Genomic DNA, 16611 nt, shown 5'->3' with positions numbered 1-16611 from the left:
CAGATAGGTGATTTGCATGACAGAATAACGAAACGAAGCGGCGTCGAATTCACGTTTAACGTGAAGCTGCCGCGATATGGCTTGAAATTGCGAAGCTTTCCGGCAGCAAAAATCCGCAATCCGTATCGCCTGCGATACATATCGCCGCTTCCGCCAGCCGGTGGGCCAGGCCGAAGCTGACCTTAAAGCCGCCGGTCAGCGCGATCAGGCGCGGATGATCGGGGTGGCGGCCGATCATCGGATCGCGGTCGATCGCCTTCGGGCGAAGCCCCGCCCAGCGCTCGACGATAGGGGCGTCGCGCAGCGCCGGCACGATCTCCCGCGCCGCGGCGATCAGCGTATCGAGCTGAGCGTCGGTCGATGTGGAATCGTCGAAGCGGTTTTCGCTGGTGCTGCCGATCGCCACATGCCCGCCCTCGTGCGCGACGACATAGAGCCCGTCGAGGAAGATCGTCGGCAGCGCGGGGTCGAGATCGGCTTTCAACAGCGCCGCCTGCCCCTTGACCGGTTGACCGAGCGGTCGCTTCAGCCCGGCGGTCAGCGCCTGCAGCAACGGAAAAGACTGGTGACCGGCGGCCAGGATGCAGTCGCTGAAAGTGATGGTTTCGCCCCCTATGTCGGCCGTGCCGCAGTCGGGATCGACACCGGTCACCGCCGCGTGTTCCATGATCCGCACATGTTTTGCCTGTCGCAAGAAGGCAATGAGCCCCGCAGTCAGTGAGCGGGGCGCAACGCGGGCGGCGAGCGTATCATGCACGAAACCGCTCTCGCCGGCGGATGCCTCGATCCAGCCGTCGACCGGCGGGCTGTCGAGCACGTGCCAATGGAAGCGGCGCTCGCCTGCGCACCAGTGGCGCTCGGCATCCTCGGAGTGAGCGCGCGCTATCTTGTTGAGATGCGGCTTCGGCAGCGGGATCAGCCGCCCGGAACGGCGGTAACCGGCCGAAAGCCCGGTTTCGGCTTCCAGCATGGCGATCTCGGCTTCGAGCGAGACCAGCGCATCGAACTGGAACTGCTTTTTCTCAGACCACCGATCCGGCATATGCGGCATCAGCGCGCCGAGCAGGCCGCCGCTCGCACCTCCACCCAATTTGCCGGCGTCGACGATAAGGGTAGCGACACCACGGCGCTCGGCATGGACGGCCGCCCAGAGACCCATGATGCCGCCGCCGACGATCAGCAATTCGCAGGACGATTGACCTGAGACCGGCTGAGGATTATCGGCTTTTTCCATGACAGACGTGAACCCCGATCAGATTGGCGCGGGCGCGCCGCAGCCGCTCGAATGGCGCGACGGCGATATGCCCTATTCCCTCGCCTTTGGCGACCATTTTTATTGCCAGACCGATGGGCGGCTGGAATGCGGCCATGTCTTTCTCGCCGGCAACGGCCTGCCGGAGCGTTGGAACGGGCGGCAGGAATTCGTGATCGGCGAACTCGGCTTCGGCACCGGCCTGAACTTCGCCGAGACCTGGCGGCGATGGAAGCTGTACAGCGTGCCCGGCCAGCAGCTGCATTTCATCTCCTTCGAGCTCCACCCGATGCGCGGCGAAGAAATCAGCCGTGCGCTCTCCCACTGGCCGGAGATCGATGCCGAACGCGAGGCGCTGACGGCGGCCTGGCCGCCAACGCCTGCCGATACCGTCTCGCTCGACCTCGACGACCAGATGAGGCTCAGCGTCGTCTGCGGCGCAGCACTCGACGGCGTCGCAGCCGCAAAGCCCGGCTTCGACGCCTGGTATCTCGACGGCTTCGCCCCTTCGCGCAACGGCGATATGTGGTCGGAAGAACTGATGCGCCGCGTCAACGAAAAAACCGCGCCCGGCGGCACTTTCGCCACCTATGCCGCGGCCGGTTTCGTACGCCGCAACCTCATCGCGGCGGGCTTTACCGTCGAGCGCCGCCAGGGCTTCGCCGGCAAACGCGAAATGCTCTGCGGCATCAAGGCGCCCGACAGGTAACGTTTGCTGCTTCCAGTCCACTGTTGCTAACGATTATATCGCAAAGTACAATCCGCAGCGGGCGGTAAGCTTTATTCATGAACTGATGGAACGATGTGAACGTCTGGCGGAAACGCCGAACGGTTTTTTACTGGTCCCGCGCGGTGAACACGCCGGCGTCCGTCGCCGCCCTTACGGCAATTATTTGATCTTTAATCGGGTTGGCAAGGATCGCATCCAGGTCCTGCATATCTTGAACGGAGTTCAGGATTTCGAGAGCATCCTGTTTTCCGACTGAGATCAGTAGCTGGTGCGCCCCGGCTGCTGCTCGTCCTTGAGGAGCCATTGCCGAATCTTCTCTTCCAACAATTCGGGGCTGATCGGTTTCGACATATAGTCGTCCATGCCGGCGTCGAGACAGAGGTCGCGGTCGCTTTCGAGCGCATGGGCGGTGACACCGATGATCGGCACGCGATGCCCCTGCCCTTTTTCGCGCGCGCGGATCGTCCGGGTCGCCTCATGGCCGTTCATGACGGGCATCGAGACGTCCATCATGATGATGCGCGGCGTGTGTCGCTCCCAGGCGGCAACCGCCTGCTCGCCATTGTCGACGACGAGGAAGGAGAGGCCCGTTCCTTGCAGGATCTGGGTGAAGACGATCTGGTTGACCTCGTTGTCCTCGGCGACGAGCACATCGACGAATTCAGGCGCCCGCTGCTGCGGCATCGGCTCAGGCGGCGGTGCCGGCACCACCGCCTGCGCCTGCAGCCGGGCGATCTCGGCTTCTGAAACCTGCTTCACGCGGCCGGCGCGGACGACCTCGACGACGGTATTGCGCAGCACGTTGGCGCGCGCCGGCTTCATCAGATGCGCATGACCGTTCAGTGCCGCGAATTCCTTTTCTGTGCCTGAAATATCCATCGACGTCAGAAAGATGATCGGAAGCTCGACGAAGCGGGGATCGGCGCGCAGCCGGCGCGCGACATCGGCGCCGTTCATATCGGGCATGTGATAATCAAGCACGACGGCATCGACGGTAATGCCGAGATCCGCCGCCGCCTCCAGGATCGCAAGACCGGTGCCCCCGCCCTCGGCGGCCACGCCGTCAAAGCCCCAGAGCGAAAGCTGCTCGGTGAGGATGCACCGGTTCACATCATTGTCGTCGACCACGAGGACGCGCGCGCCCTGCACATTGATTGGCAGCGGTTTCGGCTCGAGGCGGGCTGCAGCCACCGCAAAGGGGAGATTGACGGTGAAGACCGAGCCCTTGCCCCATTCGCTCTCGACATTGAGATACCCGCCGAAGAGATCGACAAGGCCGGCGGTGATCGCAAGCCCGAGACCCGTTCCCTCATGCCGCCGGGTCGAGGAGGCGTCGACCTGCGAGAACTTGTCGAAGACCGATTCGAGCTTTTCGCGCGGGATGCCGATACCGGTATCCTCGATGCGGACGCTCGCCAGGATCTCGCCGCCGGCAACCGTCTGAAAGCCGACATCGACGAAGACGTGGCCGCGCTCGGTGAATTTGACGGCATTGCCGACGAGATTGGTGACGATCTGGCGAAAACGCCCGGCATCGCCGATCACCGCGGCGGGCAGATCCGGTGCGGCCCGCACCAGGAGCTCGATGTTCTTCTCGGCAGCATGCGAGGATAGGAGTGTCGCCACGTCCTCCACCGCTTCGGTGATGTCGAAGGCGGCTTTGCGCAGTTTCATCTGCCCCGCATCGATCTTCGAGAAGTCGAGGATGTCGTTGATGATCGTCAACAGCGCATTGCCCGACTTGACGATGATGTCGATGAAGGTTTTCTGGCGCGTGTCGAGATTGGTCTTGGCAAGCAGTTCCGCCATGCCGAGCACACCGTTCATCGGCGTGCGGATCTCGTGGCTCATATTGGCGAGGAATTCGGATTTGGCCCGGTCGGCGGCTTCGGCGCGCGACAAGAGCTGGCGCAGGTCCTCCTCGCGGCTCTTGAGCTCGGTGACGTCGGTGAAAAGCGCCACCCAATGCTGCCCCTCGCTGACCGTCGCCTCCATGTTCACCCAGCGTTCGCCTGCTACATGGAAGACCGTGGAGATCGGTTGCTTCGATGCGATGTTGGCGCGCCAACCCTGCAGGATCTCGGCGGCTGCATCATGGAAATCGCCGCGCGCCGCGCAGAAATCGAAGAGCCCGATCCAGCCCTCGCCTGGCTCGATATGGGAAGCTGGAATGCGCAGTATCTCTGAAAGCGACTCGTTGGACAGCTTGATGATGCCATCCTGGACGATGGCGAGCCCTTGCGACATGGCATGCGTCGCATCGCGCATCATCTCGCCGAGCCGCTCCAGCGCGGCGCGGGCCTCGTGGATTTCCTTCTCCCGCTCGCGAACAGCCGTGATGTCGGCATAGGAGAGCAAGATACGGTCGTTGGAAATACGGCGACTGTCGAAGATGACGGATTTACCGCCTGCCCAATCGAGCTCGATCGGCTCGGGGGCATCGGTCTCGAACAGGTGCTTGCGGAAAGCGTAGATCTCATCCGGCGTCTGCGTGCCGTCGTAGCGGCCGAGCTCGGAATTGCGGCGGATGACGTCGATGAAGGGGCGGCCGTCGAAGGGATCGTCGGGTGGCAGATCCCAAATGCTGTAGAATTCGTCGTTGACGTAGAGAATCCGATGGTCGTTGTCGAGGATCAGCACGCCGACCGGCAGCGAGCGAAGGATGCTTTCGATATCCCGATGCAGCACCTCTTCCTGCTTCTTCGCCTCGATCAGTGCCGTCTCCCGCTCCTTGAGCGGCGAGATATCGGAAAAGGAGCCGACGACATAGGTGCGCCCATCCGGCGTCACGACGCGGTTGACCCGCGAGATGAGCGGATGAATGCGGCCATCCTTGCTCGGCATCTGGCTTTCGATCTCTTTCGACAGGCCGTCTTCCAACGCCAGGCGGTTTTCCTGGTAGATCGCCTCGCCGTCCTCTGGCCCGAACATTTCGTGCTCGGTCATCCCCAGCACCTGCGAGCGGTCATAGCCACCGAAGGTCTCGTAATACTGATTGGCATAGACGAGGCGGTGCCTATCGTCGCGCACGAAAACCGCGACCGGCAGGTCCTCCATGATGATGCGCAACAGATCGCGTTCGTTGACGCTTTCGTGCCAGCCCGTATCGCTGGGAGCAGCCGGCTTTGCGCTGTTGCGATAGGCGGCGTTGACGATCAGGGGTCGCCCATCCCCGGCAAAGATGCCGATCGGATGGTCGAGCTTTTCCAGCGCCTCGCGCACGCGGGCAAAATCGGCCGAAATCCCAGGATCGCCAGCGATCCTGGGATCGCTAGCAACCCGCCCGCCGTCAACCGCGCGACGCGCCGTCTCGCGCACTTCGAAGATACCGAGCACATAGGCCCGCTCAGGCGACGGTGAGAAGCTTTCGATCTGGATGCGCTCATGGCCGAGACCGGCTGCATCGAAGCAGATGGCGTTTTCCTCGCTACCGAACACCAACGCGCGGCGTTCCCTATCCTCGCGCTCCTCTTCCTCGGGACGGTCGAACAGCTCGCGGCTGCGCCGGCCGATGAAATCGGAAATCTCGCGGCCCAGGAAATCGGCATAGGCCTCGTTGACGGCGACATAGCGCAGCTCGCTGTTCTTGACATAGGCCGGGGTGTCCAGATCAGCGATCCGGCGGCAAGCCAATTCCAATAGATCCCCGGCTGATTTCAAGAAATTGTCGCTCCCGCAATGAATGAAATATCAACTACAAAGACTGTAACACCAAGGCTTTTAACAAGGTTTTAACCATAAATTTTAGCGGGGGAATTTTACGAGCCCGCTCACCAGGCTGAAACTGCCTCACATTGGGAGCCCGGACTTGCACGAGACTGAAAAGCGGCGATATCGGCGGCAATGCCACCCTATGCATCATTCCACCCCCTGCCGGGACCCGTTGGAATCATGACGAAAATTTAATGCGGGAAGCGCTTGCGCGGCCATTTCGCCGCCGCGATCCGGGCGGAGTCTGGACATGGCTTTATCGAAGCCAGTCTAAATCAAGGAAAACAGCATGTCCGTTCTTCATAAGACCATGGCGACGGGCCTGATCGCGCTGACCCTTGTCAGCGCCTCGCTCGCCACCGCCACCACCGCCGATGCCCGTCCACGCGATGCCTTCTGGGGCGGGCTTGCCGCCGGCGTCGTCGGCGGCGCTCTGCTGTCCGAGGCCGCACGCCCGGCCTATCCTGCCTACCCCGCCTATCCCGCTTATCGCCCCTATCCGGTCTACCGGACCTACTACCGGCCGTCGTATTGCCACCTCGAATGGCGGCGCGACGATTGGGGCGATCCCTACCGCGTCAAAGTCTGCACCGAATAGCTGAAACCGCAACCGGCGCCACTTGACCTCCCGGCGGCGCCGGGCCAACAGCAGCTTCGGCATCAATGCCGATGGCGCAGTGTCCGCAACATCGCTCGATCCGATGAAGCGCTTTGGCTCCACAGTATCGGAGCACCAATTGCGCGCTGCATCCTCGATAAGCGATCTATTCGTCACTCTGTTAAATATCGCAAAAGGCAGCTAGTAATCCCCTCGAAGCGTTCGTGCTTTTCGCTTTCGCTATCGATCGAATTTCGAGCATCAGCCGGATATTTAACATGCGGAGGGCAGAGGCGGAATGGCCTTGAAAATCCCGGCTGCCGGTTGGGCGGCAGACGTAGTCGGCTTCCTATCCCGAAACATCCCGCGCGGCGATGGGGAAGAGGGCTGGAACCATATGTTCCTGACGGCCTATCAGATCGGTTGCGAAGCTCTGGTGGCACTCGGACAGGCCGATGAAACCCGCGGGGGCACAATCCCGCGTAAGAATGCTCAGCTACCTCTCGAACTGCCACGCTGGGACGATCTGTGCGTCTCGGTGCTTCGGCTGGCGGCACAACAGAGGCTGCTATCTTATCGCCTGCCTGATGGCAGCGTGCCTCTATCGACGGGCGGCTTTCTCGTTTACCGGTTAGGCGCACCACCTCCGCCTCCGCCGAATATCGCGGCTGCAAACGGTCTTGGTCCTGCGTTCGCAACATCCGAGGTCTTGCCTGTCATTCGGGCATTGGGGCTGCTTGCCGAAGGCCGTTGGACGGAGATTGCTGAAACCGTGTTCTGGCGGGACTGGCCAGAGGAATGGGAAATGAGTTTCACCTCCGATCCCCGTTTCTCTAACGCATTGGAGCAAGCTCTTGTCAGGATACCGGCTGATATCCGCGCCGAAATGGACAAACTTGTCACCATCACCGATGCGCAGGTGACAGCCGAGATGCAACGAAGTGCGGCAGCTTTAGAGGAGTCACGCGCCAAATATGGGCCGAACGCCAACATGATAAGTTCATCCGACACTCCGGAACGGGCACGAAGTAGCTTGGAGTTTATATCCCGGCACGAGCTTGACTGGCTGTTCTTCCGTCGCTGGCGCCTGACTGACGGGTGGCTCACGCCGAAAGACGCAGGCAAAGCGCTCGAAATCTTTCACGACGATCTCGCTATCGCCATGCGGTGCGCCGTCATTGAACGGCTCTATCCGAACTTGGTGTTTGCGGCCACCAGATAGGTAGGAGGATCAGCATGCCGGAACCGCTCAAGAACCTGCTGCATCAGGCGCTGGTCGGCGACATGGCCGATCGCATCGCCGCCCATGCGCCCGCCTTCGACAAGGGCCGTTTCGTGACGCTGGCGACCGATGGCCTCGGGGCGATGGAGTTGATGGAACGCTCGGCCCTGATCCGCGACGCGCTGTTTGCCACGCTTCCCGATGATTTTCCTGGGGCGGCCGCTATCCTGAAGGCGAGCCTCCCTGCATCAGGCAGGCCCGGTCTATCAGGCTGGATGCTGCTGCCGGTCAACCAGTTCATCGCCACACGCGGCCTTGATCATTTCGAACTCGGTCTCGATCTCCTGAAGGCGCTGACGCCGTATTTCACCGCCGAATTCGGCATCCGCCCGTTCATCCACCGCGACCAGCAGCGTGCGCTTGCCATCATTTCCGGCTGGGTCGACGATCCCGATCGGCATGTGCGCCGGCTGGCGAGCGAGGGAACGCGGCCACGTCTGCCTTGGGCGATGCGCCTGTCGCAACTCGTGAAGGATCCGGCGCCGATCCTGCCGATCCTGACCGAATTGATCGACGATCCGGAGGATTATGTTCGCCGCTCCGTCGCCAACAGCCTGAACGATATCGCCAAGGATCATCCGGACATGGTCGCCGCCTTCATCGCCGGCCACATCGAAAACGCCACCCGCGAACGCCGTTGGCTGCTGAAGCACGCCTCCCGCACGCTTTTGAAGAAGGGCCATACGCAGGCGCTCGCCAATTTCGGCTTCGGCGCGGCTGCCTCGCTCGCATGCGAATTGCGGCTCGCAAACAGCGAGGTGCTCTTCGGCGAAGGGCTGGATTTCGAAATCCGCGTGACGAATGCCGGCGAGACCCCGCAATCGCTGATGATCGACTACGCCATCCACCACGTGAAGGGTGACGGTTCGCTCTCGCCCAAGGTCTTCAAGTGCAAGACGATCATGCTCGCGCCGGGCCAAAGCCACGCGATCGAGCGCCGCCACGCCATGCGGCCGATTACCACGCGGCGCTATTATCCCGGTAAACATCGCATCGCCATCCTCGTCAACGGCGCGGAGACCGCATCGGAAAGCTTCGTCCTCGTCATGCCTTCTCTTGAGCCTGGCGGAGGCTTTCTTGTGCACTGCACTTGACTTTGTGAGAGAACTAGCCCAAATGCGGCTCAGCTTTCACCCTTCCGGCCGCCGCGTGAGCGTGCCCCTGCTAGAAAATACGGACGCAGGAAGAAGGGACAAAAGCGCATTTCGATAGAGCGCCGCACTCCCATGAGCGGCCAGAAGCGCTGGAAAGCTTTTTCCAACTCACAAGTTCCCACTTCACGCGGGGTTCTTGACGCCAGAATGAAACCGGATCGCATGGTGCGTTCCGGCGATAGTCGTTGTGGCGCCCCGAAAGGTTATGCCTTGACTAATTTTGAATCGCTTGGTGTCTCCAAGCCGATCGTCGCTACTTTGTTCCAGCTCGGCATCGAAACGCCGACGCCGATCCAGGAACATGCCATTCCCCTCCTTCTCGAAGGCCGCGACCTGATCGGTCTTGCCCAGACCGGCACCGGCAAGACGGCCGCTTTCGGCCTGCCGCTCATCGAGAAGCTGCTTGCCGACGAACGTCGCCCCGACAACCGCACGACGCGGACGCTGATCCTGGCGCCGACCCGCGAACTGGTGAACCAGATCGCCGAGAGCCTGAAGAAGTTCATCCGCAAGTCGCATCTGCGCATCAACGTCGTCGTCGGCGGGGTTTCGATCAACAAGCAGCAGCTTCAGCTCGAAAAGGGCACCGATATCCTCGTCGCCACGCCCGGCCGCCTGCTCGACCTCATCAATCGCCGGGCGATCTCGCTGACCACAGTCCGCTATCTCGTGCTTGATGAAGCCGATCAGATGCTCGACCTCGGCTTCGTTCACGATCTGCGCAAGATCGCCAAGATGGTGCCGAAGAAGCGCCAGACCATGCTTTTCTCGGCCACCATGCCGAAGGCAATCGCCGATCTCGCCGGTGACTACCTCGTCGATCCCGTCAAGGTCGAAGTCACACCGCCCGGCAAGGCTGCCGACAAGGTCGAGCAATACGTCCATTTCGTCGGCGGCAAGAACGACAAGACGGAACTGCTCCGCAAGTCGCTGACCGAAAACCCCGATGGCCGCGCCATCGTCTTCCTGCGCACCAAGCACGGTGCGGAGAAGCTGATGAAGCATCTCGAAAACATCGGCTATTCCGTCGCCTCGATCCACGGCAACAAGAGCCAGGGGCAACGTGAGCGAGCGCTGAAGGCCTTCCGCGACGGCAGCATCAAGACACTGATCGCCACCGACGTTGCCGCCCGCGGCATCGACATCCCGGCCGTCAGCCATGTCTACAACTACGACCTGCCCGAAGTGCCCGACGCCTACGTTCACCGCATCGGCCGCACGGCGCGCGCCGGTCGCGACGGCATCGCGATTGCCTTCTGCGCCCCCGACGAAGCCAAGTTGCTGCGTGACATCGAGCGCCTGATGGGCATCGACATCGCAGTCGCAAGCGGCGAGCCGCCGGCAAATATCAGTGGCGGCCCCCGCCGCGCTAACGGCAATGGCAACAACCGCAATCGTGGTGGCGGCCAAGGTCAGGCGCGCGAAGGTCAGGGTCGTGGCGAAGGCCGTGGCGATCAGAACCGTTCGGAGCATCGCGGCAGCCACCAGGAGCGCCGTCCGCGTCCCGAACGCACCGCTCGCAACGAGGATTTCCGCGGCCAGCGCCGCGGCGAAGCCACCCCGAATCTTGGTCCCGACAACGATCTGGCCTCGACCTCCGACTTCCGCCCCTCGGCAAAGCCGCAGCGTCCCGCCCATGGCGGCCATGCCAATGGCGAGCCGAGCGGTCATCATCGTGGCAACGGCCGCCACGCCCACGGCCGCCCGGCTCGCAAGCACGGTGAAGACCGCGGCCCACAGCAGGCCCAGGGCGGGGAACCACGTCGCGACGGCAACGGCGGCGACCGTCGCGGTGGCTCCGGCTCCCGCAATGGCGGCGGCCAGCGCCGCGAACGCGCCTAAGCATCGATAGACTGAAAAGCAGAAAGGCCGGGATTTCCCGGCCTTTCTGCTATCTACGCTTCCGCAGGCTCGCTGAATGCCCTGCGGTTCGTCAGGTAGACCCCCATCACGACCACCACGGTGCCGACGATCAACGGCAGCGTCAGCGGTTCCCCAAAAGCGATGAAGGCCTCAAGGGCGACGGCCGGCGGCATCAGGTAGATCAGCGAGGCAGCTCGTGAAACCTGGCCGCGGCGGATCAGATGAAGCAGCAACCCGACGCCACCCATCGACAGCCCGAAGACCGACCAGGCGAGCGCGCCATAGGCCTGCGCGGAGCCATCGAAATGCTGTTGCTCGAAAATGAGCGAAAGCGGCAGCGTGAGCATCAGCGCGCCGATATATTGCAGCGTCGCGATGGTCCTGAGGTCGCCCGATTGCAGGTGCTTCTTCTGGTAAAGCGTGCCGTAGGTAACGGACCCCATGGCAATGAGGTTGATCGCCAGCGGCAGAGCGGCATGTGTGAGATCGGCGGTTGCCGGATCGAGGAGCTTCGGCGAAATGGCGATGGCAATGCCGATGAAGCCGAGGCCAAGCCCGAATTTCTGTGCCTGTTGCAGCCGCTCGCCGACCAAGAAGGGAGCTGCCATTGCCGTCAAAAGCGGCTGCAGCGCCGCGATGATTCCCGATATGCCGGCCGGCACGCCGTTGGCAATCGCCCACCAGAGGCCGGCGAGATAGAAACCATGCAGGAAGAAACCGGAATAGATGGCGCGTAGCCACGTCGCCCGGCTTGTCGGCCATCGCGCCCGCGCCGCCAGGCAGAGCCCCAGGAAGGCCGCCGCCGACAGCGCGTAGCGGATCGAAAGAAAGGTGAAGGGCTCGGAATGCAGCGAGGCGTATTTCGCCACCACCCAGCCCGTTGACCAGAGCAGGACGAAAACGGCGGGGGCAAGGCGATCGAGGGACATGGGGATGCTCGCGAGAGAAGGGCTGGTCGCGCTGATAGCCGCACCCGGCCGTTCAGTCAAAGTCGAAGCGTTGATGCTTATTTGTAATTGCGCTGATGGTTGGGATTGCAGGACGAATCTGCCGGCTTTCCCCACTCTTCTCATCCCAGTGACAGGCACAGGATGAGGAGAGTGGGGTTCTGTCGGCACCCAACAAACCACGGCGACCGAACGAAAAACGATCAAATGCTCAGATTTTGCGCAAGCCTGCAGATCGATTATCCGGCATGCCGCACCGCACCACTTTAAATGCCCGGATTTTCACCCGTTTCCCGCAGCGCAAAATCTTTTCCTCGAACTGCGCATGGTTCTTGCATTGCCATTTGCGTTGTATTCAAATGAACGAAAAGGGGAGCTGCACTTTTGGCATTTGATGAAATGATTATCGGGGACGAAAATCCTCGCCCGCCTTATGAAAAATACTTCGAGTGGTACAACAGCCAAGACCGGGCGCATCTGATTGCCAAGTCCCGCGATGCGGAAAACATTTTCCGGAAGACCGGCATCACCTTCGCGGTCTATGGCCATGCCGATAGCTCCGAAAAGCTCATCCCCTTCGATATCATTCCCCGCATCATCTCCGCCCGCGAATGGCGCAGGCTCGCCCAGGGCATCGAGCAGCGGGTGATCGCACTCAACGCCTTTCTCGACGATATCTACCATAAGCAGGAGATTATTCGCGCCGGCCGCATCCCGCGCGAGCTGATCGAGAACAACGTTACCTTCATCCCCGAGATGGTCGGCTTCCGCCCGCCCGGCGGCGTCTACACCCACATCGTCGGCACCGACATCGTGCGCACCGGCGAGGACCAGTTCTACGTGCTCGAGGACAATGCGCGTACGCCTTCCGGCGTCAGCTACATGCTGGAAAACCGGGAAACCATGATGCAGATGTTCCCCGAGCTCTTTCATGAGAACAAGGTACAGCGCGTCGAGGACTATCCCTACCTGCTGCGCCAGAGCCTCGCGTCCCTCGCTCCTCCCGGCTGCGCCGGCAAGCCGCGCGTCGCGGTACTGACGCCCGGCATCTACAATTCGGCCTATTACGAGCATTCCTTCCTCGCCGACATGATGGGCGTCGAACTGGTCGAGGGCTCGGATTTGCGCGTCATCGACGGCAAGGTGAAGATGCGGACGACCCGCGGTTACGAGGCGATCGACGTGCTCTACCGCCGCGTCGACGACGACTTCCTCGACCCCCTCACCTTCCGAGCTGATTCCGCGCTCGGCATTCCCGGCATCATGGACGTCTACCGCTCCGGCAATATCACCATCGCCAACGCACCTGGTACCGGCATTTGCGACGACAAGGCGATCTATTCCTATATGCCGGAGATCGTCGAATTCTACACCGGCAGCAAGGCGCTGCTGGAAAACGTGCCGACCTGGCGCTGTTCGGAGGCGAGCAGCCTGAAATACGTGCTGGAGCATCTGGAAGAGTTGGTGGTCAAGGAAGTGCACGGCTCGGGCGGCTACGGCATGCTGGTCGGCCCGACGGCTTCGAAGAAGGAGCGCGCCGATTTCGCTGAGAAGCTGAAGGCCAAGCCGAACAACTACATCGCCCAGCCGACGCTGTCGCTCTCCACCGTGCCAATCCTCGTCAACAAAGGGATTGCGCCGCGCCATGTCGACCTTCGCCCCTATGTGCTCGTATCTGACAAGGTTCAGATCATTCCGGGCGGGCTCACCCGCGTGGCGTTGAAGCAGGGATCGCTGGTGGTCAATTCCAGCCAGGGCGGCGGCACCAAAGACACCTGGGTATTGGAGGACTGATGCTCGGAAGAACCGCAAACGGCCTCTACTGGATGTTCCGCTACATCGAGCGCGCCGAAAATATCGCCCGCCTTGTCGATGCCGGGCTACGCATGTCGCTGACCCGCAGCAGCGCCGGCGACGACAACTGGGATGGCGTGCTGCAAAGTGCCGGCGTACGCGAGGCCTATGACGAGGGCCATGCGAAGCTGACCAACGCCGACGCGATCGACTATCTCCTGCGCGATCGCGCCAACCCGTCGAGCGTCATGTCCTGCATCGACTCCGGCCGCAACAACGCCCGCATGGTGCGCACCGCGCTGACGCGGGAGACTTGGGAAGCGACCAACGAATGCTGGATCGACCTGAAGTCGCTCCTCGAAAAACGCGTCAAGCCGGCCGAAATGCCGGAGGTGATCGACGCCATCAAGCGCCGCGCCGGCCTGATCCGCGGCGCTTTCCATGGTTCGACGCTACGCAACGAACTCTATAATTTCGCCCGCATCGGCACCTTCATCGAGCGGGCCGACAATACCAGCCGTATCCTCGACGTGAAATATTACGTGCTGCTGCCCTCGGTCTCGGCCGTCGGCTCCTCTCTCGACAACGTGCAATGGGAATCGATCCTGCGCTCGGTCTCCGCCCACCGCGCCTATAGCTGGGCCTATGACGGCGAATACCGCGCCATGAACATTGCCGACTTCCTGACCCTGAACGTCCAGATGCCGCGCTCACTCGCCTATTGTTACGAGAAGATCGTCAGCAATCTCGGCTATCTCGCCCAGGATTACGAGGAGCGGCTGCCTGCCCACGATACCGCCGATGCGATCCGCACCACGCTGCAGACGCGGGCGATCCGCGATATCATGGATCAGGGCCTGCATGAGTTCCTGGAGGATTTCGTCTCGCGCAACAATCAGCTCGGCGCCGAGATTTCCAACGGCTACCGGTTCTACGTTTAAGCGGATCAGAACATGAGACTGAAAATCAGCCACCTCACCGAATATCGCTACGACGAACCGGCGCAGTTCTCGCTGCAGCGGCTCAGACTGACGCCGCCGACGAGCCCCGCCCAGAAGGTGCTCGGCTGGTCGCTGAACGTCGAGGGCGCCACCCCCGAGGTGGAATATGACGACCAGTACGGCAATCACGTCAACCTGGTCTCGCTGGAAGGCGAGCAGGACGTGACGCGCATTCTGGCCGAAGGTGAGGTCGAGACGGCGGATAACAACGGTGTCACCGGCCCGCATACCGGCTTCTGCCCACTTTGGCTTTTCCTGCGCGAAACGCCGCTGACCAAGGGCGGCAAGCTGGTCAAGGAACTGATCAAGGACGTCGGCGGCGATAATGCGCTGGCCCGCATGCATGCGCTCATGGAAGCAATCCACCAGACGGTCGATTATAAGCCCGGCACCAGCAACACCGAGACGACGGCCGAACAGGCCCTTGAGAAAAAGAGCGGCGTCTGCCAGGACCATGCCCACATCTTCATCGCCGCCGCCCGCGCCCTGCAGGTGCCGGCGCGTTATATCTCGGGCTATCTTATGATGGCGGAAAAGGTCGAACAGGCGGCGACCCATGCCTGGGCCGAGGCCCATATCCCCGGCCTCGGCTGGGTCGGTTTCGATCCAGCCAACGAAATCTGCCCGGATACGCGTTATGTCCGCGTCGCCTCCGGCCTCTGCTACCGCGACGCCGCGCCGATTTCAGGCATGCGCATCGGCACGCCGGGCGAAACGCTGTCGGTCACCGTGAAGGTCGAGAACGGCGGCCAGATGCAAAGCCAGAGCTGAGCGGCATCAGCCCACCCCGGCAGAATTTGTGCCGCAAGGCCCAAGCGAAGGTCACGCAAACAAGAAGTCCCACGACTGAAGGCTTGAAACAGCAACATTCTTCAGCGTTATGGTGTTGTCGGAATCGGCTGTAATAATTGCATCACTCCCAGACTGCTGGGTTGCCGCAAAAAGCGATGCCCAGTCGGCGAAAATGCTGTCATCGATCCAGATCGCGTCATGTGCGGAGCCGATTGCCACGAAGTTTGTGATCGTATCGTGGCCCCAGTTCGGCGAATAAACGAAGACGTCGGCTGCCGCTCCACCAGTGAGGATATCGTTGCCGGCGCCACCCGTTAGCGTATTGGAACCACTGCCGCCGACGATAACGTTGTTCAGCGCATTCCCTGTTCCGGCAAACACCCCAGTGCCGGCAAAGCTCAGGTTCTCGACATTGTCGGCAAGCGTATAGCTCGCCAGGTTCGTCCGAACCGTGTCGATCCCATTATCGGCGGCTTCGGTGACGAGGTCGCCGGCATTGTCGACGATATAAGTGTCGTTGCCCGCACCACCGATCAAGGTGTCAGCACCTGCCCCGCCATTCAGCGTGTCAGTGCCGCGGGCATGACACGAAGGCGTTGCTCCGTGACGTTCTCCACAACACGCGCCTTCAGGCCGATGATTTTGGCTGCTCGCTGAATATCGGCGGCCTGGGAGGTCCGTCCTTTCAACGCCAAGTCGTGCTGCAGCTGGGCCGGGTCGGCGGCAATTCGATAGAACCCAGCAATGCCGCACAGCGCACGAAGACCGGAGTCCAGATGCTGCGAAAGGATGCCATCCATGCGCGGGAACTTTCCCCCTCAAGTTGCGGATTGTCGCAATTGCCGAACTCGTTCCGGCTGTTTGCCGACATGTAGCTCACGCAGAAGTTTGGCACCATCGGGATTTTTGTACTCGGTGTATTTTCGAAGTAGTGTGACTAATAAGTAGCAAATCCATGCTCCCGTGAGCGATGCATCGATCGTGAAGACGACACGGCTCGAAGCTGATTCAACATCATTCACAGCGAAGAGGTGGATGATGTCGCCTAGCCTTCAAGCGGGTGATGCCGTGGTCATCGACAACCTACCGACCCACAAGGCAGCAGGGATGCGAGATGCCATCGAGCGTGTAGGCGCCTACCCGATGGTCCTGCCGCCAGGTAGCCCTTACTTTAATACCATCGAGAACACATTCCCGACTTTGGAAACCATGATGCGAGCGCGGCCGAACAAAAGAGCGATGCTCTATGCCGGGGACAGCGGATCGTCATAACGCAGGGCATTGCCCTTCATCGCACCGAGAATACTCTTGCGTTCGTTTGTCCCGAGTGTCGGCGAAAGCACGGTAACTGCTCTGCCGCGCTTGGTGATCACGATGGATCCATTGTCGCTCTGCATTTGATCGATAAGGTTCAGGGACCTTGCCTCGAACTCGGCTGCGCCAACCGTCTTGGCATGACCACATATCCTCAACACTTGTAGGAATAT

At 61.4% G+C, this 16611-nt stretch carries 16 protein-coding genes; 10 read left to right on the top strand and 6 right to left on the bottom strand.

The features are described from left to right. Window positions 1-55: 55 nt before the first annotated feature. Complete coding sequence (locus HJB83_RS17295; RefSeq protein ID WP_221132471.1) at window positions 56-1234, bottom strand: FAD-binding oxidoreductase; 1179 nt, start codon at window positions 1232-1234, stop codon at window positions 56-58. Between HJB83_RS17295 and mnmD the strand changes: the two genes are divergently transcribed. Together mnmD and HJB83_RS34165 are read left to right on the top strand one after the other, a co-directional pair. Further along, window positions 1233-1961, top strand: coding sequence for a tRNA (5-methylaminomethyl-2-thiouridine)(34)-methyltransferase MnmD (gene mnmD, locus HJB83_RS17290; protein WP_207581390.1), 729 nt, complete (start codon window positions 1233-1235; stop codon window positions 1959-1961). The genes HJB83_RS17295 and mnmD overlap by 2 nt on opposite strands. A 37-nt stretch (window positions 1962-1998) precedes the next feature. Beyond that, entirely contained in the window at window positions 1999-2238 is a 240-nt protein-coding gene (locus HJB83_RS34165) for a type II toxin-antitoxin system RelE/ParE family toxin (protein ID WP_311044117.1), read from the top strand. Between the two features lie 2 nt (window positions 2239-2240). Here HJB83_RS34165 and HJB83_RS17280 read toward each other — a convergent pair whose 3' ends face one another. Next, window positions 2241-5642, bottom strand: coding sequence for a response regulator (locus HJB83_RS17280; protein ID WP_221132470.1), 3402 nt, complete (start codon window positions 5640-5642; stop codon window positions 2241-2243). Window positions 5643-5982: 340 nt separating this feature from the next. Here HJB83_RS17280 and HJB83_RS17275 point away from each other — a divergent pair, with 340 nt between their 5' ends. The 4 genes from HJB83_RS17275 (at window position 5983) to HJB83_RS17260 (ending at window position 10569) form a co-directional block, all read left to right on the top strand. Next, a complete protein-coding gene (locus HJB83_RS17275) occupies window positions 5983-6291 on the top strand; it encodes a hypothetical protein (protein ID WP_221132469.1) in 309 nt (102 codons plus the stop codon). Window positions 6292-6589: 298 nt separating this feature from the next. Beyond that, window positions 6590-7513 carry a hypothetical protein gene (locus HJB83_RS17270; RefSeq protein WP_207581393.1) on the top strand — a complete coding sequence of 308 codons (924 nt, stop codon included), beginning with the start codon at window positions 6590-6592 and terminating at the stop codon, window positions 7511-7513. Between the two features lie 14 nt (window positions 7514-7527). After that, entirely contained in the window at window positions 7528-8667 is a 1140-nt protein-coding gene (locus HJB83_RS17265) for a DNA alkylation repair protein (RefSeq protein WP_221132468.1), read from the top strand. A 222-nt stretch (window positions 8668-8889) separates the two neighbouring features. Beyond that, a complete protein-coding gene (locus HJB83_RS17260; RefSeq protein WP_207584351.1) occupies window positions 8890-10569 on the top strand; it encodes a DEAD/DEAH box helicase in 1680 nt (559 codons plus the stop codon). 53 nt (window positions 10570-10622) lie between these two features. Here HJB83_RS17260 and HJB83_RS17255 read toward each other — a convergent pair whose 3' ends face one another. Then, on the bottom strand, window positions 10623-11519 hold the full coding sequence (locus HJB83_RS17255) for a DMT family transporter (protein WP_221117683.1): 897 nt from the start codon (window positions 11517-11519) through the stop codon (window positions 10623-10625). Window positions 11520-11921: 402 nt separating this feature from the next. On the opposite strand from HJB83_RS17255, the gene HJB83_RS17250 reads away from it, so the two are divergent. Genes HJB83_RS17250 through HJB83_RS17240 form a run of 3 tightly spaced genes read left to right on the top strand, consistent with a single transcriptional unit; the run spans window position 11922 to window position 15103 of the window. Continuing rightward, entirely contained in the window at window positions 11922-13331 is a 1410-nt protein-coding gene (locus tag HJB83_RS17250; protein WP_221117684.1) for a circularly permuted type 2 ATP-grasp protein, read from the top strand. Further along, window positions 13331-14272 carry an alpha-E domain-containing protein gene (locus HJB83_RS17245; protein ID WP_207581397.1) on the top strand — a complete coding sequence of 314 codons (942 nt, stop codon included), beginning with the start codon at window positions 13331-13333 and terminating at the stop codon, window positions 14270-14272. Before HJB83_RS17250 ends, HJB83_RS17245 begins: the two co-directional genes overlap by 1 nt. 12 nt (window positions 14273-14284) lie before the next feature. Next, entirely contained in the window at window positions 14285-15103 is an 819-nt protein-coding gene (locus HJB83_RS17240; protein WP_221132467.1) for a transglutaminase family protein, read from the top strand. 51 nt (window positions 15104-15154) lie between these two features. Here HJB83_RS17240 and HJB83_RS17235 read toward each other — a convergent pair whose 3' ends face one another. Continuing rightward, complete coding sequence (locus HJB83_RS17235) at window positions 15155-15688, bottom strand: calcium-binding protein (RefSeq protein WP_259671347.1); 534 nt, start codon at window positions 15686-15688, stop codon at window positions 15155-15157. Beyond that, window positions 15685-15924, bottom strand: a complete 240-nt coding sequence (locus HJB83_RS17230; RefSeq protein WP_246762680.1) for a cysteine peptidase family C39 domain-containing protein — start codon at window positions 15922-15924, stop codon at window positions 15685-15687. Before HJB83_RS17230 ends, HJB83_RS17235 begins: the two co-directional genes overlap by 4 nt. Window positions 15925-16159: 235 nt before the next feature. On the opposite strand from HJB83_RS17230, the gene HJB83_RS34735 reads away from it, so the two are divergent. Next, the gene (locus HJB83_RS34735; protein ID WP_405049174.1) at window positions 16160-16396 is read left to right on the top strand and encodes a transposase; all 237 of its coding nucleotides are present in this window, start codon (window positions 16160-16162) and stop codon (window positions 16394-16396) included. On the opposite strand, the gene HJB83_RS34160 is transcribed toward HJB83_RS34735, so the two are convergent. Beyond that, a complete protein-coding gene (locus HJB83_RS34160) occupies window positions 16369-16497 on the bottom strand; it encodes a hypothetical protein (RefSeq protein ID WP_259671212.1) in 129 nt (42 codons plus the stop codon). The genes HJB83_RS34735 and HJB83_RS34160 overlap by 28 nt on opposite strands. Between the last annotated feature and the right edge of the window lie 114 nt (window positions 16498-16611).

It is taken from the genome of Rhizobium sp. NZLR11 (assembly GCF_019685115.1).
Classification (GTDB): Bacteria; Pseudomonadota; Alphaproteobacteria; order Rhizobiales; family Rhizobiaceae; genus Rhizobium.
This window is presented reverse-complemented; position numbering and strand designations above follow the sequence as displayed.

Coding starts and splice junctions, on each gene's coding strand:
- HJB83_RS17260 (WP_207584351.1), top strand. CDS start 8,890: ATGGTGCGTTCCGGCGATAGTCGTTGTGGCGCCCCGAAAGGTTATGCC.
- HJB83_RS17265 (WP_221132468.1), top strand. CDS start 7,528: ATGCCGGAACCGCTCAAGAACCTGCTGCATCAGGCGCTGGTCGGCGAC.
- HJB83_RS34735 (WP_405049174.1), top strand. CDS start 16,160: ATGATGTCGCCTAGCCTTCAAGCGGGTGATGCCGTGGTCATCGACAAC.
- HJB83_RS17240 (WP_221132467.1), top strand. CDS start 14,285: ATGAGACTGAAAATCAGCCACCTCACCGAATATCGCTACGACGAACCG.
- HJB83_RS17245 (WP_207581397.1), top strand. CDS start 13,331: ATGCTCGGAAGAACCGCAAACGGCCTCTACTGGATGTTCCGCTACATC.
- mnmD (WP_207581390.1), top strand. CDS start 1,233: ATGACAGACGTGAACCCCGATCAGATTGGCGCGGGCGCGCCGCAGCCG.
- HJB83_RS17295 (WP_221132471.1), bottom strand. CDS start 1,234: ATGGAAAAAGCCGATAATCCTCAGCCGGTCTCAGGTCAATCGTCCTGC.
- HJB83_RS17230 (WP_246762680.1), bottom strand. CDS start 15,924: ATGGATGGCATCCTTTCGCAGCATCTGGACTCCGGTCTTCGTGCGCTG.
- HJB83_RS17275 (WP_221132469.1), top strand. CDS start 5,983: ATGTCCGTTCTTCATAAGACCATGGCGACGGGCCTGATCGCGCTGACC.
- HJB83_RS17255 (WP_221117683.1), bottom strand. CDS start 11,519: ATGTCCCTCGATCGCCTTGCCCCCGCCGTTTTCGTCCTGCTCTGGTCA.
- HJB83_RS17270 (WP_207581393.1), top strand. CDS start 6,590: ATGGCCTTGAAAATCCCGGCTGCCGGTTGGGCGGCAGACGTAGTCGGC.